Annotated in this window: 20 protein-coding genes; 13 read left to right on the forward strand and 7 right to left on the reverse strand. The window is 64.0% G+C overall.

The genetic code is table 11. The features are described from left to right. Positions 1-48 precede the first annotated feature (48 nt). Genes E5675_RS04595 through E5675_RS04605 form a run of 3 tightly spaced genes read left to right on the forward strand, consistent with a single transcriptional unit; the run spans position 49 to position 4,674 of the window. A complete protein-coding gene (locus E5675_RS04595) occupies positions 49-1,626 on the forward strand; it encodes an arylsulfatase (RefSeq protein WP_247594781.1) in 1,578 nt (525 codons plus the stop codon). A 22-nt stretch (positions 1,627-1,648) separates the two neighbouring features. Beyond that, entirely contained in the window at positions 1,649-2,770 is a 1,122-nt protein-coding gene (locus E5675_RS04600) for a hypothetical protein (protein WP_210727611.1), read from the forward strand. Then, a complete protein-coding gene (locus E5675_RS04605) occupies positions 2,767-4,674 on the forward strand; it encodes a family 43 glycosylhydrolase (RefSeq protein ID WP_136173548.1) in 1,908 nt (635 codons plus the stop codon). The genes E5675_RS04600 and E5675_RS04605 overlap by 4 nt, the downstream gene beginning before the upstream one ends. Positions 4,675-4,773: 99 nt before the next feature. Here E5675_RS04605 and E5675_RS04610 read toward each other — a convergent pair whose 3' ends face one another. Further along, a complete protein-coding gene (locus E5675_RS04610) occupies positions 4,774-5,691 on the reverse strand; it encodes a Gfo/Idh/MocA family oxidoreductase (RefSeq protein WP_136176339.1) in 918 nt (305 codons plus the stop codon). A gap of 112 nt (positions 5,692-5,803) precedes the next feature. Here E5675_RS04610 and E5675_RS04615 point away from each other — a divergent pair, with 112 nt between their 5' ends. From E5675_RS04615 to E5675_RS04625, 3 genes are read left to right on the forward strand one after another with little or no spacing between them, the layout of a single operon-like run. Continuing rightward, entirely contained in the window at positions 5,804-7,615 is a 1,812-nt protein-coding gene (locus tag E5675_RS04615) for an IlvD/Edd family dehydratase (RefSeq protein ID WP_136173549.1), read from the forward strand. Continuing rightward, positions 7,615-8,469, forward strand: a complete 855-nt coding sequence (locus tag E5675_RS04620; protein WP_136173550.1) for an SMP-30/gluconolactonase/LRE family protein — start codon at positions 7,615-7,617, stop codon at positions 8,467-8,469. The genes E5675_RS04615 and E5675_RS04620 overlap by 1 nt, the downstream gene beginning before the upstream one ends. Before the next feature lie 13 nt (positions 8,470-8,482). After that, complete coding sequence (locus E5675_RS04625; RefSeq protein ID WP_136173551.1) at positions 8,483-9,628, forward strand: aldose epimerase family protein; 1,146 nt, start codon at positions 8,483-8,485, stop codon at positions 9,626-9,628. A 16-nt stretch (positions 9,629-9,644) separates the two neighbouring features. Here E5675_RS04625 and E5675_RS04630 read toward each other — a convergent pair whose 3' ends face one another. Continuing rightward, positions 9,645-10,385, reverse strand: a complete 741-nt coding sequence (locus tag E5675_RS04630) for a FadR/GntR family transcriptional regulator (RefSeq protein ID WP_136176340.1) — start codon at positions 10,383-10,385, stop codon at positions 9,645-9,647. A 125-nt stretch (positions 10,386-10,510) separates the two neighbouring features. On the opposite strand from E5675_RS04630, the gene E5675_RS04635 reads away from it, so the two are divergent. The 6 genes from E5675_RS04635 to E5675_RS04660 all read left to right on the forward strand — a co-directional run bounded on the left by E5675_RS04635 (position 10,511) and on the right by E5675_RS04660 (position 19,141). Continuing rightward, positions 10,511-12,106: a sodium/solute symporter gene (locus E5675_RS04635; protein ID WP_136173552.1), complete on the forward strand. Its 1,596-nt coding sequence runs from the start codon at positions 10,511-10,513 to the stop codon at positions 12,104-12,106. Next, positions 12,097-12,975, forward strand: coding sequence for a 2-dehydro-3-deoxygalactonokinase (locus tag E5675_RS04640; protein ID WP_136173553.1), 879 nt, complete (start codon positions 12,097-12,099; stop codon positions 12,973-12,975). Before E5675_RS04635 ends, E5675_RS04640 begins: the two co-directional genes overlap by 10 nt. Next, positions 12,972-13,601 (forward strand): 2-dehydro-3-deoxy-6-phosphogalactonate aldolase, encoded by a 630-nt coding sequence (locus E5675_RS04645; protein ID WP_136173554.1) that lies wholly within the window; start codon positions 12,972-12,974, stop codon positions 13,599-13,601. Before E5675_RS04640 ends, E5675_RS04645 begins: the two co-directional genes overlap by 4 nt. Positions 13,602-13,627: 26 nt before the next feature. After that, a complete protein-coding gene (locus tag E5675_RS04650) occupies positions 13,628-15,052 on the forward strand; it encodes a sulfatase (RefSeq protein WP_136173555.1) in 1,425 nt (474 codons plus the stop codon). Between the two features lie 191 nt (positions 15,053-15,243). Further along, complete coding sequence (locus tag E5675_RS04655) at positions 15,244-18,042, forward strand: TonB-dependent receptor (protein WP_136173556.1); 2,799 nt, start codon at positions 15,244-15,246, stop codon at positions 18,040-18,042. Between the two features lie 16 nt (positions 18,043-18,058). Beyond that, on the forward strand, positions 18,059-19,141 hold the full coding sequence (locus E5675_RS04660; RefSeq protein ID WP_136173557.1) for a glycoside hydrolase family 43 protein: 1,083 nt from the start codon (positions 18,059-18,061) through the stop codon (positions 19,139-19,141). A gap of 68 nt (positions 19,142-19,209) precedes the next feature. On the opposite strand, the gene E5675_RS04665 is transcribed toward E5675_RS04660, so the two are convergent. The 3 genes from E5675_RS04665 to E5675_RS04675 form a co-directional block, all read right to left on the reverse strand. After that, complete coding sequence (locus tag E5675_RS04665) at positions 19,210-20,772, reverse strand: sulfatase (protein ID WP_247594782.1); 1,563 nt, start codon at positions 20,770-20,772, stop codon at positions 19,210-19,212. A 2-nt stretch (positions 20,773-20,774) separates the two neighbouring features. Then, positions 20,775-21,695: a formylglycine-generating enzyme family protein gene (locus tag E5675_RS04670; protein WP_136176342.1), complete on the reverse strand. Its 921-nt coding sequence runs from the start codon at positions 21,693-21,695 to the stop codon at positions 20,775-20,777. Between the two features lie 101 nt (positions 21,696-21,796). Beyond that, positions 21,797-23,326: a sulfatase-like hydrolase/transferase gene (locus tag E5675_RS04675; RefSeq protein ID WP_136173558.1), complete on the reverse strand. Its 1,530-nt coding sequence runs from the start codon at positions 23,324-23,326 to the stop codon at positions 21,797-21,799. A 132-nt stretch (positions 23,327-23,458) separates the two neighbouring features. Between E5675_RS04675 and E5675_RS04680 the strand changes: the two genes are divergently transcribed. Next, positions 23,459-24,190 carry a FadR/GntR family transcriptional regulator gene (locus E5675_RS04680; RefSeq protein WP_247594783.1) on the forward strand — a complete coding sequence of 244 codons (732 nt, stop codon included), beginning with the start codon at positions 23,459-23,461 and terminating at the stop codon, positions 24,188-24,190. Position 24,191: 1 nt separating this feature from the next. On the opposite strand, the gene E5675_RS04685 is transcribed toward E5675_RS04680, so the two are convergent. Together E5675_RS04685 and E5675_RS04690 are read right to left on the reverse strand one after the other, a co-directional pair. Beyond that, positions 24,192-25,133 carry a family 43 glycosylhydrolase gene (locus E5675_RS04685; protein ID WP_247594784.1) on the reverse strand — a complete coding sequence of 314 codons (942 nt, stop codon included), beginning with the start codon at positions 25,131-25,133 and terminating at the stop codon, positions 24,192-24,194. After that, positions 25,130-26,284 (reverse strand): endo-1,4-beta-xylanase, encoded by a 1,155-nt coding sequence (locus E5675_RS04690; protein ID WP_136173559.1) that lies wholly within the window; start codon positions 26,282-26,284, stop codon positions 25,130-25,132. Before E5675_RS04690 ends, E5675_RS04685 begins: the two co-directional genes overlap by 4 nt. Between the last annotated feature and the right edge of the window lie 79 nt (positions 26,285-26,363).

Consider the following 26,363-nt stretch of genomic DNA (forward strand, 5'->3'; position numbering starts at 1 on the left):
GCCCATAATAAATCAGATATATCCTACTCAAGCGGATAGGAGAGGGTCGTGAAGTCCATATTGTCGCGTCGGGCGCTGCTGCTGGCTGGCGCGGGAGTGGCCGCGCTGCCGCGGGTTGCCTTGGGGACCGCGCCGCGCACCAAACCCAATATCATCGTCATCTATGCCGACGACCTCGGTTATGGCGATCTGGGTTGTTACGGCGCGACAAATCTCAAGACGCCGAACGTCGACCGCCTCGCCGCGCGCGGGACGCGCTTCGTCAACGCGCATTCTCCCTCCGCCACCTGCACGCCGTCGCGCTATGCCCTGCTGACCGGCGACTACGCCTGGCGCGCGTCGGGGACGCAAATCCTGCCCGGCGACGCGCCCGCGCTGATCCGTCCCGGCCAGTTCACCCTGCCGCATATGCTCAAGAAGGCGGGCTATGCCACCGGCGTCGTCGGCAAATGGCACCTTGGCCTCGGCGACGGCAAGGTCGACTGGAACGGCGAGATCGCGCCGGGACCGCTCGATGTCGGTTTCGACTATGGCTATTTCATGCCCGCGACGCTCGACCGCGTGCCGACGGTGCTGATCGAGAACCGGCGCGTCGTGAAACTCGATCCCGCCGACCCGATCCGCGTCGATTACAAGGCAAAGGTCGGCGACGAGCCGACGGGCGCCGAACATCCCGAGCAGCTGAAGTTCAAGGGCGATCCCGAACATTCGAACACGATCGTCAACGGTATCAGCCGCATCGGTTACATGACCGGCGGCAAGGCGGCGCGCTGGACTGACGAGGAACTGACCGACCAGTTGCTTGGCAAGGCGGTCGATTTCGTAAGCGCGCGCAGGGACGCGCCCTTCTTTCTCTATTTCGCGATGAACGAGCCGCACGTCCCGCGTGCGCCGCACCCGCGCTTCGTCGGCGCATCGGGCATGGGGCCGCGCGGTGACACGATCGTGCAGTTCGACTGGACCGTCGGCGCGCTGATGGACAAGCTCGAGGCGCTTGGCATAGCCGACGACACGCTGGTCATCCTCAGCAGCGACAATGGTCCGATCCTGTTCGACGGCTATGAGGATCAAGCGGTCGAGCTTGCGGGCGGTCACAAACCGTCGGGGCCGTATCGCAGCGGCAAATACAGCATATACGAAGGCGGCACGCGGGTGCCGATGATCGTCAGCTGGCCGGGGCATGTGCGCGAAGGCCATGTGTCGGAGGCGTTGGTCGACCATGTCGACATGGTCGCGTCGCTGGCGGCGCTGGTGGGACAGACGCTTCCGCGCGATGCCGCCGTCGACAGCTTCGACATGCTGGTGCCGCTGATGGGGCGCAGCGCGCGCGGGCGCGACCATGTGGTCGAGGATACCAAGCTGATGGTGACGACGGGGTCGACTGTCGCGAGCAGCGGCGCGCGCATCCTGGCGCTGCGCGCCGGTGACTGGAAGTTCATTCGCGGCAGCGTGGAACCGCATGAATTCCATGGCAATGCGATCGGTACGCTGCCGCGGCACCAGCTCTACAATCTGGCGAACGATCCGGGCGAGCGGGAGAATCTGGCCGGAAAGATGCCCGGCGTTACCGCCCGGCTGGCCGCGCGGCTCGACAAAATCGAAAAGGACGGCCGCAGCCGGCCGTGATCAGGATCTAGAGGAGATGAGGATGCGGGGATTATTGGCCGCCGCCGCGGCGATGGCTTGCCTGCCGGGCGCAGCGCAGGCGCAGGGTGCGCTGGGAGCGAATTACAACGAGCATTATGAGGATGTCGATTACCGCGACCTCGAAAAGGCCGACGCAAGCTGGGTCCGCCTGTTCGTGCCGATGCCCCAGCTCGACCGCGGCGCCGCCGAGCATGGCGCGGTGAAGACGATCCTGGGCGCGCATGCGCGCGGCTACCAGACGATCCTGACCCTGAAATTCCCATATAATCGCGGCGATTTCCCGAAGGCAGGCACGCCGGCTTTCGAGCGCGAACTGGCGCGCGCCGATGCGGTGCTGCCGCTCGTCGTCGGCAAGGTCAATATCCTCGTCGTCGGCAACGAGCCCTATATCGAGAGTCGCGAGAAGGATCGCGACCTCGACCTCAACGCCTTTTACGAGGCGATGGCGAAGCGCGTGATCGCCTATCGCGCCAAGGCGTGTCCGGGTGACTGCAAGACGCGCCTTTATATGGGGGCGCTCAACCGGATGGACCTGAAGAAGAACCGGACGGCATCGACCGAGCGCTGGATGGCGTTCGTCAAGGCGACCCCCGAACTCGACGGCGTCAACATCCACCCGCATATCCCCGCGATCCAGGCGTCGAAGCCCTTCCTCGACTATATCCTGCCGCGCATGCGCCCCGAACAGACATTCATCGTCACCGAATTCTCGCTCGTCTGGTGGTGGCAGCAGAATATGAAGGGCGTCGTGGCGCCTGCCTTTGCCGATAAATATCAGGCGCCGCGCACCGCGCAGAACTGGCAGATCATCAAGGCTGCGCTCGAGACGCCTTTCCCCAAGGAGCAGTGGGACGATTTCCTGCGGATGAGCCCGTGGTTCGAAAACCGCAAACATTATGTCGCGAACCAGATGAAGATGTTTCGCGACACCGGTCGTCTCGCGGTCGCGACCTATGGTTTCAAGCAGGGACGTTCGATGTCGAACAATTTCGGTCCCGACAAGACGCCGTGGCTGATCAACAGCGTCTTCGCGCCCGCGACGATCCGCAAGAATGCAGACGGCAGCGCGGCACCCAACTATACGATTTTCGACGATTTCAAGGCGCTCCAGAAGGGTAAATGACCGTGCAGACAAAGACCTGGATCACCGGCCTGTCGCTGGCGGCGCTGTCGCTGGCGCCCTCGGCCGACGCGCAGCAGAAACTGAAGGCCGCCGTCGCCGACGATATTTTTGCCGACCACCCGTCGATGGACAAGAATGCGACGGTGATGCCGGCCGCCGACGCAAAGCCCGTCGCGCCGATCTTCTCCGAACGGCCGATCGGCGACGCATCGATCGCGCGGTTGCCGGACGGTGGCTGGATTCTTACCGGCACCACGCTTCGTACCGGCGCGCGCCACGGGGTCGAACTGTGGACCTCGCCCGACGCGAAAAAATGGACACGCGTCGGCCCTGCCAGAATTTCGGGAGAAGGGATCGCGCCCGGCGACGTTTCTGAGCGTTATCTTGCGCCGTCGGTGACGGTCGCGGGCGACAAGCTGTATCTGGCTTTTTCCGACAAGACCGGTTGCGCGCGCATCGCGACGGGACTTGCGGCGCGGCCCGGCGGCACGTTCAATGCCTCACCCTGCCTCGTTGACGGCGCATCCGACGTGTCGCTGTTCGTCGATGCCGACGGCACCGGTTATCTGATCTGGGGCGGGGGCACGATCGCAAAGCTTGCGCCCGGCTTTGCCAAGCTCGCCGAGGCGCCGCGTTTCCTTAAGCCCGACCAGGCACTGTTTGCCAAGCACCCGCCGGTCGGCAAGGATTGGCCGGTCCGCACCCGCGTCGGCAAGCGCGGGGCGACGATGGTCCGCGACGGCGACCGCTATGTCTTCGCCGCAAGCGAGGTCACCGGCAGGATGCGGACCGCGACCGAGGACCTGTTCGTGGCCGAAGGGCCAACGCCTTACGGCCCATTCACGATGCGCGCGCTCGCGGTACCGCACGCCGGCCGGGGTTCGGTCGTGCGGCTGGATGACGGCAAGCTCGCCGCGGTCTATAATCCCAAATGCGACGACGGCTTCGCGATGTTCTGCGAGCAGGTCGGGCTCGTGCCGCTCGAACGCGCGCCCGACGGGCGGCTACGGCAGGCCGCATCGGTGATTACCGAGGACAGCGCGGTCGCGGCGCGTAAGGCGCTGGTGACGAGCGAGACGATGCGCGATCCGTCGGTGACGCTGGGCGGCGACGGCTTCTACTATCTCGTCGGGACGCTCGACGGCTATGGCTATCACAAACCCGACGGCGGCGTGAAACTATGGCGCTCGTCGGACCTCAAGCACTGGGAAGAGGCCGGTTTCATCTGGAAGTGGGAGGGCATGGGCTATGATTTCGGCAAGAATATCGCCGAACTCTGGGCGCCCGAGATCATGTGGTCGGCGCGCGACCGGACCTATTATCTCGCCTTCTCGGTGATGGAGAAGGGCGTAGGGGGCAAGACCTGGCTCTATCGTTCGAAGACCGGCAAGCCCGACGGCCCCTATGAGAATGTGACCAAGAGTTTCTTCGTCAAGGGCATCGACGGCTTTCCGTTCGAGGACGACGACGGCCTCTATTTCCTGTGGGGCGGCGGCAGCATCGCCAAGCTCAACGCCGCGCGCAGCGGCTTCGAGGGACCGGTGCGCCAGCTCGTCGATGTCGACGGCGATCATGTCGGTTACGAAGGCAACGGGCTGATCAAGGCGAACGGCGTCTATTTCCTGACCGGCGCCGAATGGCACGGTCCACTACGGACCCACGGCACTTACGATATGATGTATGGCACGTCGAAGAACCTGTTCGGTCCCTATACGCAACGCCGCATGGGCGCGCCGCACGGCGGCCACGGCACGGCGTTCCGCGATAAGGAAGGGCGCTATTGGTACACGATGTTCGGCAACGACCCGACCGCGCCCTGGCGCATGCACTTCGGACTCGTGCCGATCGACATCGGTGACGCCGAATCCATCGGTATTCCGCGGATCGACGCCGCGCGCGACTAGGCACACGCCCGGCTTTCTCTGCTCTCCCCGATGCCCGCTACCTCTTTCCGGGGTGGCGGGTCCTTTTTTGCTCAGCGTGAGTGGACGGGTCGGGAGTCGTCAGAACTGGAACGGCGCTACGCTGCGCCGCTCGGCGACGAGTAAGGCGTCGGCGACGAGCTGGAGCGGGCGGATGTCGACGTCGCTCTTGCCCGCCGCGACCAGCTCAGCGAAGCGCGCGTAGAGGCGCGGATACTCGCGGTCTTCGCGCGTGACCGGTTCGCCGCCGGGCAGTTCGAGTACGCTGCCGCCCATCGACAGCCGCAAGGCGCCCGCGTCGGTGTCGACCTCGATGTCCCAGCTTTGTGGGCCGGTTTGCAGGAAGTCGAGATCGGCGGTCACCGCGGCATCGCCGCTCCGCATCGTCATCGTTGCGGCGATCGGGGAACTGCGACCCTCGGGAATGTCAATCCGCGCCGCGTCGAGCAGCAGCGGGGCGGGAAGGATCGCGGTCATGATCGACAGCGCGTTGATGCCCGGATCGAAGACGCCAAACCCGCCCGCGTCGAGAATCCATTCCTGCCCCGGGTGCCAGCGCCGGATATCTTCCTTCCACCGGATATGCGCGGCGCGAATCCGCTTGTCGCGGAGCCAGTCGCGCGCCGTCGCGACTCCGGCGGCCTCGCGCGAATGCCAAGTCGCGAACAGGGTGACGCCGCGGGCGCGGGCGTGATCGGCGAGCGCGGTGATCTCGGTCGTCGTCGCGGCCGGCGGTTTTTCGAGCATGACATGCAGTCCCGCGTCTATCGCCGCCGCCGCGATCGCGTGGCGGCCGACCGGCGGGGTGCAGATCGATACAGCATCAAGACGGTGGCCGCCCCCGATCATCGCCGCAGTGTCCATATGTCCGGGCACGTCATCGAGCTGAGCATGGCGGCTGGCAGTCGCGGCCAGTTCGTATCGATCGTCCGCACGAATGGCCGGAAGATGCTGGTCGCGCGCGATTTTTCCAATTCCGACCAATCCCAAGCGAATCATCAATCTTCACCCCATTTTCATTTGTCTGATATATATGCTTCCTATCCGTGGCGGTTCAGGTTATCAACCGATTCCGGCCTTGGGCCGAAAATGTGCATCGAGAAGGAAATATATGGGAGACGGGGCGAAAACGCGGCCAGAAGGCAAGGGAGGGCTGCGGTCGCGTGCCTGGTTCGATAACCCTGACAACCCGGATATGACGGCGCTCTATCTCGAACGTTATCTGAACTATGGTTTCAGCATCGACGAACTGCAATCGGGGCGGCCGATCATCGGCATCGCCCAGACCGGCAGCGACCTGACTCCTTGCAACCGCCATCATCTCGAACTCGCGAAGCGCGTGCGCGACGGCATCCGTGACGCGGGCGGCATCGCGATCGAATTTCCCACTCATCCGATTCAGGAAACGGGCAAGCGGCCGACCGCAGGGCTCGACCGCAACCTCCAATATCTGAGCCTCGTCGAAGCGATCCACGGCTATCCGCTCGACGGCGTGGTGCTGACGGTCGGCTGCGACAAGACGACGCCGGCGTGCCTGATGGCGGCGGCGACGGTGAATATCCCGGCGATCGCGCTGTCGGTCGGCCCGATGCTCAACGGCTGGTTCAAGGGCGAGCGCACCGGATCGGGCACGATCGTCTGGCGCGCGCGCGAAATGCTCGCGGCGGGCGAGATCGATTATAAGGGGTTCCTCGAACTCGTTGCTTCGTCGGCGCCGTCGACCGGCTGGTGCAACACCATGGGCACCGCGACGACGATGAATTCGCTGACCGAGGCGCTCGGGATGTCGCTGCCCGGCTCGGCGGCGATCCCGGCGCCCTATCGTGACCGGCAGGAATGCGCTTATCGCACCGGGATGCAGATCGTCGAAATGGTCCACGCCGACCGCAAGCCGAGCGACATTCTGACGCGTACCGCCTTCTTGAACGCGATCCGCGTCAATTCGGCGATCGGCGGGTCGACCAACGCGCCGATTCACCTGAACGCGATCGCGCGCCATATCGGCGTCGAGCTGACGCTGGAAGATTGGGAGGCGCAGGGCGCCGACGTGCCGCTGATCGTCAATCTGCAGCCGGCAGGCGCCTATCTGGCCGAGGATTTCTACCGCGCCGGCGGCGTGCCCGCGGTGATGGGGCAGTTGCTGCGCGCCGGATTGATCGAGGGCGGGGCGCTGACCGCCAACGGTCAGACGGTCGCCGCGAACATCGGCGAGGCGGACACGCAGGACGTCGACGTCATTCGCACGCTCGACGCGCCGCTGAAGCCCGCGGCGGGGCTTACGGTGCTGCGCGGCAATCTGTTCGACAATGCGGTGATGAAGCTCAGCGTCATCTCGCCCGAGTTTCGCGAACGTTACCTGAGCAATGCGGCCGACCCCGACGCGTTCGAGGGCGTCGCGATCGTATTCGACGGGCCGGAGGATTATCATAGCCGCATCGACGATCCGGCGCTCGGCGCCGATGCCAACTCGATCCTGATCATGCGCGGCGCGGGGCCGATCGGCTATCCGGGCGGTGCTGAGGTCGTGAACATGCGGCCGCCCGCAGCGCTGATCCAGGCGGGCGTCCATGCGCTGCCATGTATCGGCGACGGGCGCCAGTCGGGGACGAGCGGCAGCCCGTCGATCCTGAACGCCGCGCCGGAGGCCGTCGTCGGCGGCGGGCTGGCGCTGGTGCGGACGGGCGACCGCATCCGCATCGACCTTGCGAAGCGCACCGCGAATATGCTCGTCGATGATGTCGAACTCGATCGGCGCCGCGCCGAACTCAAGGACGAACCTGATTACATGCCTCCCGCGCAGACGCCGTGGCAGGAAATCCACCGCGCGCTGACCGGGCAGTTCGACAGCGGTGCGGTGCTCGAAATGGCGGTCAAATACCAGCGCGTCGCGCAAGCGCACGGCTTGCCGCGAGACAGTCATTGATGACCGACGCGCGGGTGATTGCGCGCGATCGGCGCGATCGGTTGGGCGAAGGGCCGATGTGGTCGGCGCGGCACGACGCGCTGTTCTGGGTGGATATATTGGGCCGCCGGATCAATCGCATGGCATTCGCCGACGGCCGCGTCGACAGCTTTGACCAGCCTCACTACGCGGCCTGGGTCATCGAGCGAGAGACCGGCGGCTTCGTCGCGGGGATCGGCCGCGATATCGTCCGTATCGATCTTGACGCCGATACTCGCGAACCCATCGTTTCGGTCGATCCACGCAACGCCGGAAACCGGCTGAACGATGCCAAGGCCGACGCGAAAGGACGAATCTGGGCGGGGACGATGCCTGTTACCTGCGATCGTCCTTCGGGCGTCTTTTACCGCCTCGATCCCGACGGCGCGCTTGCACAGGTCGATGGCCCCTATACGATCGCCAACGGTCCGGCGATCGCCGCCGACAATAGCTTCCTTCTTCATACCGACACCGCGCGAGGGACTATCTTTCGTTTCGATATCCGGGACGACGGTTCGCTGAGCGAGGCATCTCCCTTCATTGTCTTCGAGGAAGCGTGGGGCAATCCCGACGGGATGACCTTCGACGCCGAGGGCGGCTTGTGGGTCGCTTGCTGGGGCGCGTCGCGCATCATGCGTTTCGCGCCCGACGGCACGCCCGATCGGCATATCCTGCTTCCGGCATCGCAAATCACCAGCTGCACTTTCGCGGGACCCGACCTCGATCGCATGTTCGTCACCTCCGCGTCCGATGGCGTGACCGAGGAGCACGGCGGCGCGCTATTCGAAGTCGATCCGGGGTGCCGCGGCCTGCCGACGCAGAAATATAAGGGTTAGAGGAGTGAAGAAGATGACGAAACTGGCTTGGGGAGCCGCCGCGGCGGCCTTGGTTGCGGCAACGCCGGCGCTTGGCGCGGAGGCATCGCAATCGAGCTTTGGCAAGATGCCCGACGGGCGCAGCGTGCCCGCGGTGACGCTGACCAACGCCAATGGCATTTCGGCACGGATCATCGCGCTCGGCGCGACGCTGCAATCGGTCGTGATGCCCGATCGCAACGGCAAGAAGGCCGACGTTGCGCTCGGTTACGACAATCTGTCGGACTATGTCGACCAGCCGCAATATTTCGGATCGACCGTCGGCCGCTTCGCCAACCGCCTTGCGGGCGGGCGTTTCAAGCTCGACGGCAAGACGTGGCAGACGCCGGTCAATAATGGCGCGAACGCGCTGCACGGCGGGACGCTCGGCTTCGACAAGGTCCTATGGGAAGTGACCTCGGTAAAGAGCGGGCCGACGGCGTCGGTCACGATGCGTTATGTCAGCCCCGACGGCGATCAGGGCTATCCCGGTACGATGACCGTCGATGCAATATATTCGCTCGACGAGAACAACGACCTCAGGATCGAATATGTCGCGACCACCGACCGCCCGACGATCGCGAACATCACCAACCATGCCTATTGGAACCTGTCGGGCGAAGGCTCGGCGAACGGTGCGATGGGGCATGTGGTGACGATCCCGGCGGAAGCCTATCTACCGACCGATTCGGGCGCCATTCCGACCGGCGAATATCGCCCGGTCGTCGGCACGGTGTTCGATTTCCGCAAGCCGACCGTCATCGGGGAGCGCGTCCGCGACGCCAGCGACGAACAGATCGTCTTCGGGCGCGGTTACGATCATAATTGGGTCATCGGACGCAAGGTGACGCCCGACCAGCATCTGATGGCGCGCGTCGAGGATCCGGCGTCGGGTCGCGGTTTCGAACTCTGGTCGAACCAGCCGGGGCTGCAGATGTATTCGGGCAATTTTTTCGACGCGACGAGCCACGGCAAGAGCAAGAAAATCTATCGCATGGGCGACGCGCTGGTCATGGAGCCGCAGATTTTTCCCGACGCGCCGAACCAGAAGAATTTTCCGAACGCGCGCCTCGCGCCGGGCGAAACCTATCGCAACGTGATGACCTATCGCCTCACGACCGGAGCGCAGGCGAAGCGATAGGAGCCGGTCAGTGCCGTCACCGCCCGGGGACGGCGCCGTCGGGATTGGCCGTCTCGATCAGTTCGAGCACGTCGCTGATCAGCGCGCGCATCGCTTTGCGCGCCTTGTCGGGATTGCCGTTCGCGATCGCATCGCGCACCGCGGCATGGTCGGCGACATTGGCGGTGCGGCCCTTGACACGGTTGGTGAAACGGATCGAGGTGCGAAGTGCAGTGCTGACGACGTCGCGGAACTGGGCGTAAAACGGATTGCGCGACGCGCGCAACACGGCAATGTGGAAGGCGATGTCGCTTTCCAGCGTGTCGTCCTCGCCGCGCTCGGCGCGCTCCATACGCTTCAGGCCCGCGTTCACGCGCTCGATATCGTCCACCGTTGCGACGCGCGCGGCGAGCGCCGCCGCCTCCGGTTCGATCGCGACGCGCAATTCGTTGAACTGCCGCAGCAGGTCGATCGAAAATTGCCGCTCGAGCAGCCAGCGAAGGACATCGGTGTCGAAGAGGTTCCACGATGTCGTCGGCTGGACGATCGTGCCCTGACGCGGGCGCGCGCTCAGCAGTCCCTTTGCGGTCAGCATTTTCACCGCTTCGCGCGTCACCGAACGGCTGACGCCATGTTGCTTTGCAAGTTCGGCTTCGGTCGGAAAGATCGCGCCGTCATAATCGCCGACGACGATCGCGCGCCCGATCGCATCGAGCATGCCATAGGTCAAGTTCCGGCCAAGCTGTGGCCCCGCATCTTCTATACCCAGTCCCGACATGTTCGCCACGTTTGTCTCCACGCACTATTTTGACGGGCCTTATCACCGATTCCGCACAGGAAGCTAGACAAGCCGTTTAAATCAGATAAATGTGATTTCAATAATCAGCCAAGGGGAGAGTCCGTATGTCGGGCCTGTCGCAAATCGATATCATCGTAATCGTCATATACGCCATCGGCATTTTCGGCCTAGCGCAGTGGGTCAGCCGCGAAAAGGCGGGCCATGCCAAGGACACGTCGGACTATTTTCTCGCGTCGAAATCGCTCCCCTGGTGGGCGATCGGCGCATCGCTGATCGCGGCGAACATCTCGGCGGAGCAGATCGTCGGCATGTCGGGATCGGGCTATGCGCTCGGTCTCGCGATCGCTTCCTACGAATGGATGGCGGCGCTGACGCTGCTGATCGTCGGCAAATATTTCCTGCCGATCTTCCTTGAAAACAAGATTTACACGATGCCGCAGTTCCTTGAGCAGCGGTACGGCAAGACGCTGCCGGTGATCATGGCGGTCTTCTGGATTGCGCTCTATATTTTCGTGAACCTGACCTCGATCATCTGGCTCGGGTCGATCGCGGTCAACAAGGTCGCGGGCGTCGATCAGAATGTCGCGCTGATCGTGCTCGGCGCTTTCGCGCTGCTTTATCAGTTGTACGGCGGGCTGAAGGCCGTCGCGCTTACCGACATCGTGCAGGTGACCTTGCTTGTCATGGGTGGCCTCATCATCTCCTATCTGACGCTCAACGAAATCAGCGACGGGCAGGGCGTGCTCGCGGGTTTCTCGATCCTGACCGAGCGCGTTCCAGGCCATTTCGACATGATCCTCGCGCCCGACCACCCCTTCTACAAGGACCTGCCAGGCATCGCGGTGCTCGTCGGCGGGATGTGGATCGCGAACCTCAGCTATTGGGGCTTCAACCAATATATCATCCAGCGCGCGCTCGCCGCAAAGGACCTTGGCGAAGCGCAGAAGGGTGTGATTTTTGCGGCCTTCCTCAAGCTCTTGATGCCGGTGATCATCGTCCTGCCCGGGATTGCCGCGGTCGTGCTCGCTCCCGACCTCGCCAAGCCTGACGAGGCGTATCCGACGATGATGCGGCTACTGCCGCCCGGGCTGCTCGGCCTCGTCTTCGCCGCGCTGATCGCCGCGATCATTGCCTCGACCGCGAGCAAGATCAATTCAATCGCGACGATCTTCACGCTTGACCTCTATGCCAAGGCGCGCGGCATCTCGAGCGAAGCCGAAAATGAGCGGCGCGGCGGGCGTGAAAAGCATCTGGTGCTTGTCGGCCGGACAGCGGCGGCGGTAGCGGTGATTATCGCGTTGCTCACCGCGCGTCCGCTGCTCGGCAATTCGGATCAGGCTTTTCAGTTCATCCAGGAATTCTCGGGTTTCTTCACGCCGGGTATCACGGTGATCTTCCTGCTCGGCCTGTTCTGGAAAAAGGCGAGCGAAGCGGGTGCGATCGCCGCCGCGGTTGCCTCGGTAGTTCTTTCCTATGCCTTCAAGGTCGGGATGCCTGACTTCCCCTTCATGAATCGCATGGGGCTCGTCTTCCTGATCAGCCTTGCGCTCGCAGTGGGGATCAGCCTGATATTCAAGGGCCGCGGCGACGCGAACCGGATCACGATGCAGGGCGTCAGCTTTGCCACCCCGACAACCTTCAACGTGGCGGGCGTCGGCGTGATCCTGATCCTCATCGCGCTCTACGCGACCTGGTGGTGAGCATCGCGTCCGCCTTCCTGGCCGTCGACTGGGGCACGACCAACCGGCGCATATTCCGCTTCGAGGGCGGCGCGGTCGCGCATACCGAGCGCGACGACCGCGGCGCGGCCTCGATCACCGACTTCGCCGGCGAGGTCGCGGCGATCCGCGAGCGCTTTGGCGACCTGCCGATGTTGCTCGCGGGGATGGTCGGCTCGACCGTCGGCTGGCGCATCGTGCCCTATGTCGCGGCGCCGGCGGGGATCGACGAGCTGGTGGCCGGGCTCGACTGGATCGATGACCGCACCGCGATCGTGCCCGGAGTATCCTGTTCGGCGAATGGCCGCGCCGACGTAATGCGCGGCGAAGAGGTGCAGTTGCTCGGTGCCGTCGCGGGCTGGATGGTGCCGCCCGACGCGCTGCTCGCGCAGCCCGGAACCCATTGCAAATGGGCGACGATGACGGACGGTCGGATCAGCGGCTTCACGACCGCGATGACCGGCGAGCTATTCGCGCTGCTCCGCGGACACAGCCTGCTCGCGGGGGCGTTGACAGCCGACGTGACCGATGGCGACGCCTTCCGCGAAGGTCTGGCCGAGGGCGCGCGGCGCGACCTCGCCGCATCGCTGTTCGGCATCCGCGCTTCTTCGGTGCTCGGCCTTCGCGACGATGCCGATGCAGCGTCCTTCGCGAGCGGGGTGCTGATCGGCAGCGACGTCGCCGCGCGCACGGACGACTGCGCATTCGAGCAAATCCATATTCTTGCCGACCCCCATCTCGGCAATCTTTACGCCACCGCCGTCGCGGCGACCGGACGCGAGCCGGTGATCGTCGACAGCCACAGCGCCTTCGCGCGCGGCATCCTTGCTATCGGAGATAAAGCCCTATGACCCACGTTGCTGCCTTCGACGCAGCTTTCGCGCGCTGTCCGCTGATCGCTATCCTGCGCGGCGTGAATCCGGACGAGGTCGAAGCGATCGGCGAAACGTTGGTCGAGGCGGGCTTCACGCTGATCGAAGTCCCGCTGAATTCGCCCGACCCACTGGACAGCATCGGCCGCCTTGCCTGCCGGCTTAAGGGACGCGCGGTCGTCGGCGCCGGCACGGTGCTCACCGCGGCCGATGTAGCGTCAGTCGCTGACATGGGCGGAACGATGATCATTTCGCCCAACACCAATGTCGACGTTATCGCGGCGGCGGCAGGGGCAGGGCTTGTGTCGCTTCCGGGCTTCGCGACCCCCAGCGAGGCATTCGCCGCGCTGACGGCAGGCGCGACGGCGCTGAAGCTCTTTCCCGCCGAGGCCGCCAGCCCTGTGGTGCTCAAGGCGCTGGGTGCGGTGGTTCCGGCGGGAACGCGCCTGCTGCCGGTCGGCGGCATCGCGCCAGACAATATGGCGCCATGGCTCGCCGCCGGCGCGGCGGGCTTCGGCCTCGGATCGGCGCTCTACAAGCCGGGCATGGCGGCGGCTGAGGTTGGCGATCGCGCGCGCGCCTTCGTCGCGGCGCTCGGCCAATAAAAATCTTATAATCTGGGAGATTTCCGATGTCTAAATTCAACCGGCGCAATCTGGTGCTTGCGTCGAGCATCTTTGCCTTCTCGTTCGCGTCCGCTGCCCCCGGCCAAGCGCAAGGCGATGCGGCGCAGCCGGCCAACAAGCCCAATATCGTGATCTTCCTCGCCGACGATCTGAGCTACGCCGACGTCCCGCTCGGCGGCGATGGCAATGTCCGGACCCCCGCGCTGCAGCGCCTCGCGTCCGAGGGCATGTCGTTCGATCGTGCCTTTGTCGCTTCGCCGGCGTGCGCGCCCAGCCGCGCTGCGCTGCTGACTGGGATGATGCCCGCGCGTAACGGGGCGGAAGCGAACCACGACCGCGCCAACGCCGCGATCCGCAAGCTGCCTTCCTACCTGCAGGAGCAGGGCTATGAGGTCGTCGCTTTCGGCAAGGTCGCGCATTACCAGCATACGGGCACATACGGGTTCGATTATTATGCGAACGATACCTTCCACGATCACAAGGGCATTCCCGCCGCGGCCGAGTGGTTGAAGGCGCGCAAGGACAAGCGCCCGCTCGTGCTGTTCGTCGGTACCAACTGGCCGCATGTGCCGTGGCCGCGAACGACCGAGGGCTATGATCCCGACGCGATGAAACTGCCGCCAAAGACGGTCGATACGCCGATCACCCGCGATGCGCGCGCGCGTTTCTACGCCGCGGTCACGCGGATGGACCAGGATCTCGCCTCGACGATGGACGCTGTCGATGCGGTGTTGGGGAAGGACACGTTCGTCCTTTATTCGACTGACCATGGCACGCAGTGGCCGTTCGGAAAATGGAATCTCTATGACACCGGCACGCGCGTGCCGATGGTCGTGCGCTGGAACGGCCATGTAAAGGCTGGAACCCGCACCGATGCGATGGTCAGTTGGGTCGATGTCCTGCCGACGCTGGTCGAGCTCGCCGGTGGCAAGAAGCCGCAAGGTATCGATGGTCTGTCCTTCGCCAACCTGTTCGGAGCCGGCAAGGAGTCTGCGGGACGGAAGGAGATTTTCACGACGCACAACAATGACGGCCGGGTCAATGTCTATCCTATGCGCAGCATCCGCACCGACCGCTGGAAATATATCGAGAATCTGCACCCCGACTGGACCTATACGACGCACATCGATCTGAAGGTGAAGCGCACAGACTCGGGCGCCTATTTCCCTTCGTGGCGCGAAGCGGCGGACAAGGATTCCGCCGCCAAGGCGATCGTCGACAGCTATTACAAGCGGCCCGCCGAGGAATTATATGACCTTAAGGCGGACCCAGACGAAAAGATAAACCTTGCCGGCGACCCGCGTTATGCCAAGCAATTGACGGATCTGCGCCGCCGCCTCGCCGCTTGGCGCAAGGCACAGGGCGATAGCGGGACCGTGCCCGTGAAGCCCCGTTTCGAACGCGGCCCGATGAGCGGCGAGGGCGACTGAGCGCCATTTCCGATCTATCGGACAAGATGATGCGCCGGAGCCCGACTCCGGCGCGTTTTCTTTTATTGCGGCCGCTTTTCGATATCCATGCATTGCTCTATTCTCCGTTTTATATTATTTATCGTTTAAGAATCGCTCCGAGATCGGAGTTGGTGACGAGCGCGCGAAACGCGTCGAACAGGGAGAGGGTTATGCGTAAAATTTTGTTGGCCGCCGTGTCGGCGACCGCCGTGTTGGTTTCGATGCCGGCGGTTGCTCAGGATACAGCGGCGCCAGCCGCGCAGGATTCGGCCCAGCAAGCGGAAAGCACCGATGGCGATATTGTCGTCACCGGCGTGCGCCAGTCGCTAGAACGCGCGGCGGAGGTGAAGCGCAACGCGACACAGGTCGTCGATTCGATCGTCGCGACCGACATCGGGAAATTGCCGGACCCTACCGTCGCGGCAGCGCTGCAGCGCGTTCCCGGCATTCAGGTCCAGAACGACCGCAACAACGAACTGTCGACCGTCCGCATCCGCGGCCTCACCGACATATTGACTACGGTGAATGGGCGCGAGGTGGTGACCACGACGGGGCGCGGCTTCGACTTGCAGGATGTGCCCGCCGAGGCGCTCGCCCGGATCGACGCCTTCAAGTCACAGACCGCCGACCAGATCGAAGGCGGGGTCGCCGGCGCGCTCGACCTGCGGCTCAATCGCCCCTTCAGCTTCCGCGATCCGACGTTGGTCCTGACCGCCCGCCAGAATTATGCGACGACCGCCGATGCGAGCAATCCGCAGTTCGGCGCGCTCGCCGCCGCCAAGACCGATTCGTCGATCGGCGAGATCGGCGCGCTGGTCAATGTAACCTATTCGCAGGCCGAGAATATCCGCAGCGTTACCAATCTGGGCGAACGCCGCTTCGTCTCGGGGACGCCGTTTGGCACCGCCGATATCATGATGCCCCAGGTGCTGCGCAACATGCCCGACGTCGGCGACATCAAGCGCTTTCAGGCCAATGCCGCGCTGCAATGGCAGGCGACCCCGTCGCTGCAATTCTATGCTGACGGCCTTTATACCTATTTCAACAGCACCACGGGCTTCGCCGGTTTCAACCCCCAGCCTTTCACCAACAATTCGCAGATCGCCGAGGTTACCCTCAGCAATTATTGCATCGACGCGCGCGTCAACGCCGCCGGGACCAACCCGCAGATCGTCAACAATGCCGACGGGACGCAGACGCTTCAGCCCGCGACCGTCAGAACGATGTGCGAGCCGACGAGCGCGCGTTTCAACAATGTCGTGATCAACCAGAACAGTTCGTCCGAAGAGGTCACGCAGCGGAACAAGATGGTCGCTGGCGGCCTGATCTTCGAACAGGATCGCGGCGTGCTCAAGGTCGATGTCGCTTATCAGACGTCGCGCTCGGTGACGGAGAATTTCAACGCCGAGATCGGGCAGCGCGTCCCGACGGTATTCGTCGAATTCAACGACGACAACGGTCCTTCGTTCACCATCGACCCGTCGATCCCGCTCAGCTCCGAAAATGTTTCGCTGCGCAATTCGATCAACCAGAATTTCTCGACGGGCAAAGGCAGCCTGTTCCAGGCGCGCATGGACAGCGAATATGAACTCGACGGCATCCTGACGAAGCTTCGCGGCGGTCTGCGTTATGCCAAGCGCGAGGCACGGTTTCAGGAAGTTCGCCAGACCAACACGGTGCAGTCGATCGGCTTCGGCAATATCGGCACGCCGTCGGAGCCGAATGCGCGGCTGATTTCTTCGCTGCCGCTGTCGCCCGACTTCCTGGGCGTGATCGGCGTCGCGCCGCGACTGAACGGCGGTCAGGCGTTTCTCGGCGTGAATCCCGCCTACCTGCGGTCCGAACGCGGCCGGAACGAACTGCGCGATCTGTTCGGCCTCCCCCTCGAGGCGCCGCCCTACGATCCGACCAAGGAGTTCAACGCCAGCGAGGAAACCCTGGCCGCCTATCTGGAGGGCGGCTATGAAATCCCGATCGGCGCGCTCACTCTCGACGGCGTGGTCGGCACGCGCGTCGTCAAGACCGATCGCACTATCTCGGGCTTCGAGCGCGTCGGGGGCAGCGATGCCTTCAGCCCGATCGTCGCCAAGCGATCGGACGTCGATATCCTGCCGTCGGCCACCGCGCGCCTGAAATTCCCTGGCTCGTTCCAGACCCGCCTGACCTATTCGCGGTCGATGCGGCGTCCCGATTTCGGTTCGCTCAACCCTGCGGAATCGCTCACCGTCGTCGGCAACGTCTTCCTGATCAACAATGGCACGCGCGGAAACCCCGACCTGCGCCCGCAGAAATCGGACAGCATCGATCTGACCGCCGAATATTATTTCGACAGCGGTTATGTCGCGGTCACCGGCTATTACCGGTCGATCAAGGACCGCGTCGTGACGGCAAACCGGCAGGAAGAGATCGGGGGCGAAAATTACCTGATCTCCACCCCGCGTAACGTCGGGTCGGTCGACCTCAAGGGTATCGAGGTCAGCGCGCAATATTTCTTCGACTTCCTGCCGGGAGCGCTGTCGGGTTTCGGCGTGCAGGGCGCGTTCACGCTTGCTGATTCGAAGATCAAGGGCGACGACACGCTCGCGGGCAATCCGCTGGTGGGCGTCTCCAAATATAATTACACCGCTGGGCTGCTCTATGACAAAAAGGGCCTGAGCGGACGCCTGATCTGGACCTTCCGGTCAAAATATATCAACGGCGACAACACCGGCGGTGTCGCGGTGCGACCCTATGATGAGAGTCGGCCGGTTCAGGATCCCTATATCCCGGTGTTCCTAAGCTATGTTCGTCCTGCTGGCCGTCTCGACTTTAGCATCGGTTATGACGTGACCGACGCACTGCGGCTCGACATCGGCGGTACCAACATCCTGCGTAACAAGACATCGACATATTGGGGCGACAAGCGGGTCGTGTTTGCGCTGCAGGGTGACGAAACAGTTTATAGCATCGGCGCCCGCGTGAAATTCTGAGCTGACGAGGAAATGGATGAAGGTCGCATATAAGAAGGGGGCGGCGGGTTCGATCCGCCGCCCCAAAAATGGACTCGTTCGGCGGCCGGCGGCGTTGCTCGCGGTGCTGATGTCGGTGACGGTGCTAGCCGGACCGGGCGGTGCGGAGGCGCCAGCCACAGCGACCTTCACCAATCCGCTGCTGACCTCGGGGCCCGATCCGTGGATCACGCAGGTGGGGGGCATCTATTATTACACACATACGCTGGGCAACCGCGTGATGCTCTGGCGGACCGACAATATCGCCGACCTCGCAATTGCCGAGAAGCGCGTCGTGTGGACGCCGCCCGCCAAGGGGCCGAACGCGCACAGCATCTGGGCGCCCGAACTCCACCGTCTCGACGGCAAATGGTATCTCTATTATTCGGCGACCGCGAGGGGCTTCAAGGACGATGCGCACCGCGCGGTCTTCGTCCTCGAGAATACGGGCGCCGATCCGATGCGGGGCGAATGGGTCGATCGAGGTCGGGTGAACACGGCGCGCGCGGGTATCGACGGGACCGTTTTCGAACATGGCGGCAAACGCTATTTCGCTTACTCACCCTATATCGGTTCCGACAGCGGCTTGGCGGTCGCGGAAATGGCCAATCCCTGGACGCTCACCGGACCCGAAAACGTAATCGCGATGCCCGACAAGGTCTGGGAAAAGCAGGGCGGGCGCCAGATCCTCGAAGGCCCCGAATTCTTGCGGGGGCCGAAGGGCGACCTGTTCCTGACCTATTCGGCAAGCGCGTGCTGGTCCGACGATTATTCGCTGGGCCTGCTTCACGCACCGGCGGGATCGAACGTGCTCGATCCCAAAGTCTGGACCAAGGCTGCCCAGCCGGTTTTCAAGAGCGCGAACGGCGTCTATGCGACGGGGCACAACGGTTTTTTCACCTCCCCCGACGGCAAGGAAAGCTGGATCATCTATCACGCCAACCCGGGGCCGGGGATGAAATGTACACCCGCGCGCGCGCCGCATATCCAGCGTTTCGGGTGGAGCGAGGCGGGGTGGCCCGAGTTCGGCGAGCCGGTTGCCAGCGACACGCCGCTTCCGGTGCCGTCGCGCGGGCGCTGACCGACTTTCTTCGTGACGAACAAAAAGGCCGCGGGGTCACCGCGGCCTTTTCTTTGCTCGGATCCTGCTCAGTTTCGCCGGGGCTTGCCATCGATCGGCTGTGCCTCCGGCTGGCTGTCGAGGATCGCGTCGAGTTCGGCGCGCACCTTGGGCAAAGCGTTCGCCTGGTTGCGCGTCTCTTGGGGGTCGGCGACCAGATCATAAAGCTCATAGTCGCGCGCGCCGGTCTTTTCCTGCGTCCAGCGGACGAGGCGATAGCGGTCGGTGCGGATCGCCTGCCCGAGCCGTCCGGGGCGCGGATAGGCGTGATAGGCATAGCCGCGCACGCGCGCCGCCGGATCGTGCAGCACCGGCGCGAGCGAGGTGCCGTCGATCGGCTGCGGCCCGGTGGGGGCGGGCAGGGCGGCGAGCGCGGCGAGCGTCGGATAGATGTCGACGGTTTCGGCAAGCTGGTCGGTCGCGCGTCCCCTGACGACGCCGGGGCCGGCGAAGATCAGCGGGATACGCGTCGCTTGCTCCATGTTGGTGTGCTTGGTCCAGATGCCGTGGTCGCCGAGATGATAACCATGGTCGCCCCACAGGACGACGATCGTGTTGTCGGCGAGCCCTTCGCGTTCGAGGGCTTTCAACACCTTGCCGATCTGGACATCGACATAGGAGACCCCCGCGTAATAGCCGTGCAGCAGCGTGCGTTTCAGTTCGGCCGGGAATTTGTCGCCCCGGACGCCCTTCGGCGGTTCGCGATAGGCCGTGATCTCGCCGCCCTGCTTGTCGGTATAGGCGGGCGCACCTTCGGGCAGTTGCTCGTAATCCGGCATCGGCAGTTTTGCCGGGTCATACATGTCCCAATAACGCTTTGGTACCGAGAAGGGCAGGTGCGGGCGGGCGAAGCCGACGGCGAGGAAAAAGGGCTGGTTGCCCTGCTTCAGCGCCTTCAGCCGCTCCTCGGCGCGCTTGGCGGTGCGACCGTCGGCATAGGCGTCGTCGGCGACGTCGGGCATTTCCCACGCGGCGCCGCGCGCGAGCGTGCGGGCATGGGCAAAGGGGTTGCCCTCGGGCACCGGAACCTCTTCGAACAGCGCTTCTTCTTGCGTCGGATTGCCGCCGGTGCTCGCGGGATCGACATATTCGATCACCTTTTCCTTGTGATGGGGGACCGACCAGCCGGCGGTGTCGCCGACGGTACCATGGCCAATGTGATAGACCTTGCCCATGCTTTCGGTGTGGTAACCCGCGCGCATGAAATATTGCGGCAAGGTCACCGCGTCCGGCATATAATCGCGCAGGTTCATCCCGAAATTATAGATGCCGCTGCTTGTCGAGCGCGCGCCGGTCATCAAATTGATGCGGCTCGGCCCACAGACGGCTTCGTTGGCATAGGCAAGATTGAACTTCAGCCCGCGCTGGGCGAGGCGGTCCATGTTGGGGGTGATCGCGGTGCGGTCGCCATAGATACCGAGCGCGGGCTTGAGATCGTCGACGAGAATGAGCAGGACGTTGGGGCGCTGTGCTGCGGGCGCCGGCGCAGGCGTCAGCGCCGCGCGCGGCGCCGGGGTCTGGCTGCACGCCGACGTTGCCGTGATCAGCAGGGCGAGCATCGCCCGGCGGGTCCAGTGCGCGGTACGTGGCATGTTCATTCTCCCTTTCGACGCGACACGCAGCGAAAGCCGATGTGGCTCGTCGCGCTGTCGACATGTTGCGGATGCCGCGCCGCCGGGCGGTAGCGCTGGCAATAGTTGACGGCGCATAGGTGCGATCCGCCCTTCATGACCTTGCGGCCGATGCGCGCGCCGGGCGTCGCATCCTCATAGCTTTGCGCGAGCGTCGCGCCGCGCGGGTTGGCGACCGCGCAGCAGGGCGACTTGGTCTTCGCCGCCTGCGGCGCCGCATACCAGTCGCGCGTCCATTCCCAGACATTGCCGATCATGTCGAACAGGCCGTAGCCATTGGCGGGAAAGCTGCCGACCGGCGTCGTTCGGTAATTGCCGTCGGGCTTGGTCGTCGAAACGGGAAACAGGCCGAGCCAATAATTGGCGAGGATCGCGCCGTCCGGCGCCAGTTCGTCGCCCCACGCAAATTCTTGCCCGTCGACGCCGCCGCGCGCGGCATATTCCCATTCGGCCTCGGTCGGCAGCGACTTACCGGCCCATTTCGCATAGGCTTCGGCGTCGCAATGCGCGACATGAACGACAGGATGATCCTCCATCCCTTCGATCGAGCTTTCCGGGCCGGTCGGATGGCGCCAGTCGACGCCGGGGACGAAGGCCCACCATCCCGACGGATCGTCGAGTGGGATCAGCCCGTCGGCTTTGCGGAACAGGAGCGATCCGGGCTCAACGCCCTCCAGATCGGCGCCCGGATAAAGCTTGGGATCGGGAGGCAGTTCGGCAAGGGTGCGATAGCCGGTCGCGGCGACGAATTCGGCGAAAGAGGCGTTGGTTACCGGCGTCTCGTCGATCCAGAAGCTGTCGACCTTGACGCGGCGCAGCGGCCGTTCTTCGGGGTAGAAGCGGTCCGACCCCATGGTGAAGGCGCCGCCTTCGATGAAGCGCATTCCCTCGTGCGACGGGGCGGGGGCAGGGGCGGCGGTGCGCGAAGCGGCTTTCATAGTCGGGGGCGTCTCGTTCGGTGGTTGCTCAGTGCTTCGCTGCACGATCATTTGGGCAGCTGGGCAAGCCATTTCTTGAGTTTGGCAAGCAACCGCACGCGCACTTCGGGTTGGCTCGCCGACAGATCCTGTTTTTCCATCGGATCGCGCGCGAGGTCGTAAAGCTCGAGGTCAGTGCCGCCATCGTTCGCAAGCAGCTTCCAGTCGCCTTCGCGCACCGCAAAGCGCGGCGATATGTCGATCGGCTGGCTGGGCTTGCCCAACAGGGGGCGCCCTTCCTTGCCATAGGCCCAGAAGAGGTCGGGCCGCTGCGCGACCGGTTGACCGCGAAGCGCCGGCGACAGGTCGATGCCGACGCTGCCCGCGGGCTTCTTTACGCCGAGGACGCTCGCGAAGGTCGGCAGCAGGTCAACGCCTTGCGCCACCGTCTGCTCGTCGCGCGTTCCGGCTTTCATATGGCCGCGCCAATAGAGGATCAGCGGCTGCCGGATGCCGCCTTCGTAAAGGCTGAACTTGCGGCCGCGCAGCCCCGCCGTGCTTCCCGGCGCGGTTTCGCCGCGCTCATAATAGCGCGCGAGCGGAGAGGGGCCATTGTCCGACGTGAAGAGGACCAGCGTATTGTCCATTTCGCCCATCTGGTCGAGGCGACCGAAGAGACGGCCGAGCGTCTTGTCCATCTTGACCAGCGACGCGAGCATCCGGTCGTCGTCCGAAGATTCACCTTTTCCCATGACATCGGACAGGCTTTCGTCGTCGGGCGCCCAAGGGTCGTGAATGTCGTTGAGCCAGAGGTTCACGAACCACGGCTTCCCGGAGTTCTGGGCAACGAAATCGACCGTCATGTCGGCATATAGCGCGGTGAGATTGGTCTTGATTTCCCAGAATCGCGGTCCCTGACCGAGCTTGTCTGACTGCTGCGCAAGGAAGCGCTCCTCGTCCGACACGAGCACGCGCGGCCCGAGCCCCTCGAAAGTCGTGAAACTCTTGTCGAAGCCATAAGCGGTCGGCCAGGGCGCATCGCCGATATCGCGCCCGCCGCCGAGATGCCATTTGCCGATATGCGCGGTCTTGTAGCCGTTCCGCTGGAGCAGCCGCGCGATCGTCGGCAGCTTCGGATCGAGCCAGTCGACCTGCCCGATCTCGGCGTTGCGCGCGCGGCTGGCGGTGATGCCGACGAAGCCGACATCCGCCGGAAATCGCCCCGTCAGCAAGCCCGCCCGCGACGATGAACAGATCGGCGCGGCGTCGTAGAATTTGGTAAGCAGCACGCCTTCGCGCGCGAGACGGTCGAGATTCGGTGTCCGGACCTTCTTGTTTCCCATCACCGACAGATCGCCGAAGCCCATGTCATCGACGAGGATGAACAGGATATTGGGTCGGCGCTCGGCCTGCTTGTTGGCTTCGGGCGCGCGCGCCGGGGACGCACCCTGTGCCAAGGCCGCAGGGGCAGGCACGGCCGCGATCGCCGCCAAGCTCATCGCCGCCGTCGCAAAAAAACGTCGGCTGGAGAAAGAGCGGAGCGGGCTGCGGGCTTTTCCGGCGGCGGGGAGGGCAGCGGTGAGCGACCGATTGAACATATTCTCTCCCAACCTCCCGATTCTGTCGGCTGAATACATATTTATCGTATTAATTAAGCTTGTCTACTTTTCTGTTCGGCCTAAACATTGCCGCATGGCCGCTTAGCGGCTTCTCGAAAGGAGGCGAACGCCGTGTCGTGGGAACAATCGGGACTGGGGCAGGATGATGCCCCCGCTTCGCTCGGGCGCAACCTGACTTATGGTCTGCTCGACAATCTGGGACGCGCGATCGTTACCGGTCAGTTCGACGACGAAGCCTTTCCGACCGAAGCCGAACTGACCAAGCGCCACGGCGTCAGCCGGTCGGTGACGCGCGAAGCCGTGAAGATGTTGACGGCCAAAGGGCTGCTCAGCGCGCGGCCGCGGCAGGGGACGGTGGTGCAGCCGACCTCTTCGTGGAATCTGTTCGACACCGATGTGCTGCGCTGGTTGCTCGAGCGGCAATTTTCGATCGAGCTCCTCAAACAGTTCAACCAGCTGCGTGTCGCGATCGAGCCCGAGGCGGCGGCGCTCGCGGCCCAGTTCGGACGCGACGAGGAGCTCAAGCGAATCGGCGACGGTCTCGATCGCATGGCGGCGGCCGAGCGCGGCGAGGACGATACGCTCGAAGCTGACATCGCGTTTCACGTTGCCGTCCTGCGCGCGTCGAACAATCCCTTCTACGCCCAGTTCCGCGATGTGGTGAGCACGGCATTGCGTACCTCGATCCGCTTTACCAACCGGATCAAGGGCCGCACCGCCAGCGTCGCCGACCATGCCGCGGTCCGCGATGCGATCGCGGCCCACAATCCCGACGCGGCGCGCAGCGCGATGCGTCACCTGATCGGCGACGTGCTGACATTGATCGACGACGCGGAGAAATAGCCTAGCGCATTTCCAGCGGAACGATCGTACCATCGGCGCGATAGGCGATCGGCTGCACGATGAACTTGCGGCTGCCCTTGTACGGGCCGGGGCCGGTCTGGTCTTCCCAGCGGTGATAAGCGATATACCAGCGGCCATCGGCGGGGTCGTGCAGGAAGGAATGGTGCCCCGGTCCCTTGAAGCGATCGTCGCTCTCGACGATCTTCCCGCGATAGGTCCAGGGACCGGTGGGTGACGCCGCAGTCGCGTAATGGACCTGATAGCTGTCGTGGCGATAGCTGCCCGACGAATAGGACAGATAATAGGTGCCGCCGCGTTCGTGCATGAAGGCGCCTTCGGTGAAATGCGGCGGGGTTTCGACCGGAACCTCACGGTGGATGGTCACCATATCGGGTTTCAGCATCCAGACGCGGAGCTTCGCGCCCGCGCTGCCGCCGGCATAGAGGTAGGGGGTCTTGCTCGCGGGATCGACGAAGACCGCGGGGTCGATCGCCTCGAAGCCGTTGCCGCCGGTGATGAGCGGCTTGCCGCTGTCGGTGCAGGGGCCTTCGAGCCCGGCGCAGGTCGCGACGCCGATCCGGCTCGGCGTCGGATTCTGCGGCCCGACCGAATAATAGAGATAGTGGCGGCCGTTCGAGGCGACCATATCGGGCGCCCATAGTGCGTGGCGCGGCGCACCATCGTCGCCGATCCAGCCGATCTGGTCGAGCGCGATCAGCTCGGCGCCTTTTTGCCAATGGCGGAGGTCGTCCGATGTCCAGACGTGCAGCCGCGAGGTGTCGCCCGAATTGGTGGGATAAATGTAATAACGCCCGTCCGCCGCTTCGATATCGGGATCGGCGCCGTCGAACGAGGGCGGGGCCGGCGCATCCGCCGCAACTGCGGCCGAACTGACGAACAGAGCGGCGAGCAGCGCGCGGCGGAGCACCGGCCGCCGGGTCACTTGGCGTTCGCCATTGGCACGACGCCCTTGGGCGCGGCGGCGAGGCGCTTGATCAGTTCGACTTCGGCCTGGCGATAGGGCTGGCCGTCGGCGCGGAAAACCTCGTGGAACCAGATCGTCGGCTCGTCATAGGTATAGGGCTTTTTCCAGCTATCCCACGGCAGCCGCGTCTGCGTCTTGCCGTCGGCGAAGCCCCAATTATACATACCGATGTTGAGCTTCTTGCCGATCGGCAGCGATCCGTCGAAGGTCGATCCGTTGCCGCGCGCCATATATTCGGTGCAGAGCACCGGGCGGCCATAGCTCAGCATCTGCTTCGCCCGCTTTTCGAACTTTTCGGGCCAGCTGTAGTCGTGGAAGCTGTTGATGTCCGACTGGGTGAGCTGGGTGCGCTCGACCGCGTCGACCTTGTCCATATTGTCCCAATTCTCGCCGATCCAGACGCCAGAGGTCAGCGGCTGGCTGGGGTTGGCGCTGCGCGCCCATTCGAAGACCTGCGGCAGCAGCAGCGCGACATATTTATTCTTGTCGGGGATGTGCTCGTAATTGCCGCCGCCCTTGTTGTTCGGTTCGTTCCACACGTCCCAGGCGATGATGCGCTTGTCGCCGGCAAAGGTGCCGACGATGTCTTTCACATAACCCTCCAGCTTGTGATATTGGCTCGCGTCCTTCAGTCGCGGCTCGCCCGGGGCCTGCACCCAGCGCGAATTGTGGACGCCCGGGATCGGTGGGCTCTGCAGGCCATAGACGGGGTTCGGATCCCACACGCTGTCGAACAGCACGAACATGATCTTGATCTTGTGCTTGTCGGCGATGACGAGAAATTCGTTCATCCGCTTCTTGAGGCCTTCGGGATCATTTTCCCAAAGCAGATTGTGGAGAAAGACGCGCATCGTGTTCATGCCGATGCCCGCGGCCCAGCCGAGTTCCTTGTCGATCGTCGCGGGGTCGAAAGTGGGCTCGTGCCACATCTCGAGTTCGTTGACCGCCGAGCCGGGGTTGTAGTTGGAACCGATCAGCCACGGCTGCTTGTCGTACCAGCTGTTCGCCTGTTCCTTCGTCCATTGCTCACGTGCGGCTGCGGGCTGGGCGGCGGTTGCGGCGACGGTGAACGCGGCGACGGCGGTGAGCAGTAAGCTCCGGCGGATCATGTTTCTTCTCCCTCTTGTGGTGTCTTTGGCGAGGGCCGGTCCGCCCTCCGCATGACAACCGATGCCCCATTGATAGATT

This window comes from Sphingopyxis sp. PAMC25046 (genome assembly GCF_004795895.1).
Taxonomy (GTDB): Bacteria; Pseudomonadota; Alphaproteobacteria; order Sphingomonadales; family Sphingomonadaceae; genus Sphingopyxis.

What these genes read in the sequence shown, in the direction of transcription:
- E5675_RS04600 (WP_210727611.1), top strand. Translation starts at nt 1,649, where the DNA reads ATGCGGGGATTATTGGCCGCCGCCGCGGCGATGGCTTGCCTGCCGGGC.
- E5675_RS04605 (WP_136173548.1), top strand. Translation starts at nt 2,767, where the DNA reads ATGACCGTGCAGACAAAGACCTGGATCACCGGCCTGTCGCTGGCGGCG.
- E5675_RS04610 (WP_136176339.1), bottom strand. Translation starts at nt 5,691, where the DNA reads ATGATTCGCTTGGGATTGGTCGGAATTGGAAAAATCGCGCGCGACCAG.
- E5675_RS04615 (WP_136173549.1), top strand. Translation starts at nt 5,804, where the DNA reads ATGGGAGACGGGGCGAAAACGCGGCCAGAAGGCAAGGGAGGGCTGCGG.
- E5675_RS04620 (WP_136173550.1), top strand. Translation starts at nt 7,615, where the DNA reads ATGACCGACGCGCGGGTGATTGCGCGCGATCGGCGCGATCGGTTGGGC.
- E5675_RS04625 (WP_136173551.1), top strand. Translation starts at nt 8,483, where the DNA reads ATGACGAAACTGGCTTGGGGAGCCGCCGCGGCGGCCTTGGTTGCGGCA.
- E5675_RS04630 (WP_136176340.1), bottom strand. Translation starts at nt 10,385, where the DNA reads ATGTCGGGACTGGGTATAGAAGATGCGGGGCCACAGCTTGGCCGGAAC.
- E5675_RS04635 (WP_136173552.1), top strand. Translation starts at nt 10,511, where the DNA reads ATGTCGGGCCTGTCGCAAATCGATATCATCGTAATCGTCATATACGCC.
- E5675_RS04645 (WP_136173554.1), top strand. Translation starts at nt 12,972, where the DNA reads ATGACCCACGTTGCTGCCTTCGACGCAGCTTTCGCGCGCTGTCCGCTG.
- E5675_RS04650 (WP_136173555.1), top strand. Translation starts at nt 13,628, where the DNA reads ATGTCTAAATTCAACCGGCGCAATCTGGTGCTTGCGTCGAGCATCTTT.
- E5675_RS04655 (WP_136173556.1), top strand. Translation starts at nt 15,244, where the DNA reads ATGCGTAAAATTTTGTTGGCCGCCGTGTCGGCGACCGCCGTGTTGGTT.
- E5675_RS04660 (WP_136173557.1), top strand. Translation starts at nt 18,059, where the DNA reads ATGAAGGTCGCATATAAGAAGGGGGCGGCGGGTTCGATCCGCCGCCCC.
- E5675_RS04665 (WP_247594782.1), bottom strand. Translation starts at nt 20,772, where the DNA reads ATGCCACGTACCGCGCACTGGACCCGCCGGGCGATGCTCGCCCTGCTG.
- E5675_RS04670 (WP_136176342.1), bottom strand. Translation starts at nt 21,695, where the DNA reads ATGCGCTTCATCGAAGGCGGCGCCTTCACCATGGGGTCGGACCGCTTC.
- E5675_RS04675 (WP_136173558.1), bottom strand. Translation starts at nt 23,326, where the DNA reads ATGTTCAATCGGTCGCTCACCGCTGCCCTCCCCGCCGCCGGAAAAGCC.
- E5675_RS04690 (WP_136173559.1), bottom strand. Translation starts at nt 26,284, where the DNA reads ATGATCCGCCGGAGCTTACTGCTCACCGCCGTCGCCGCGTTCACCGTC.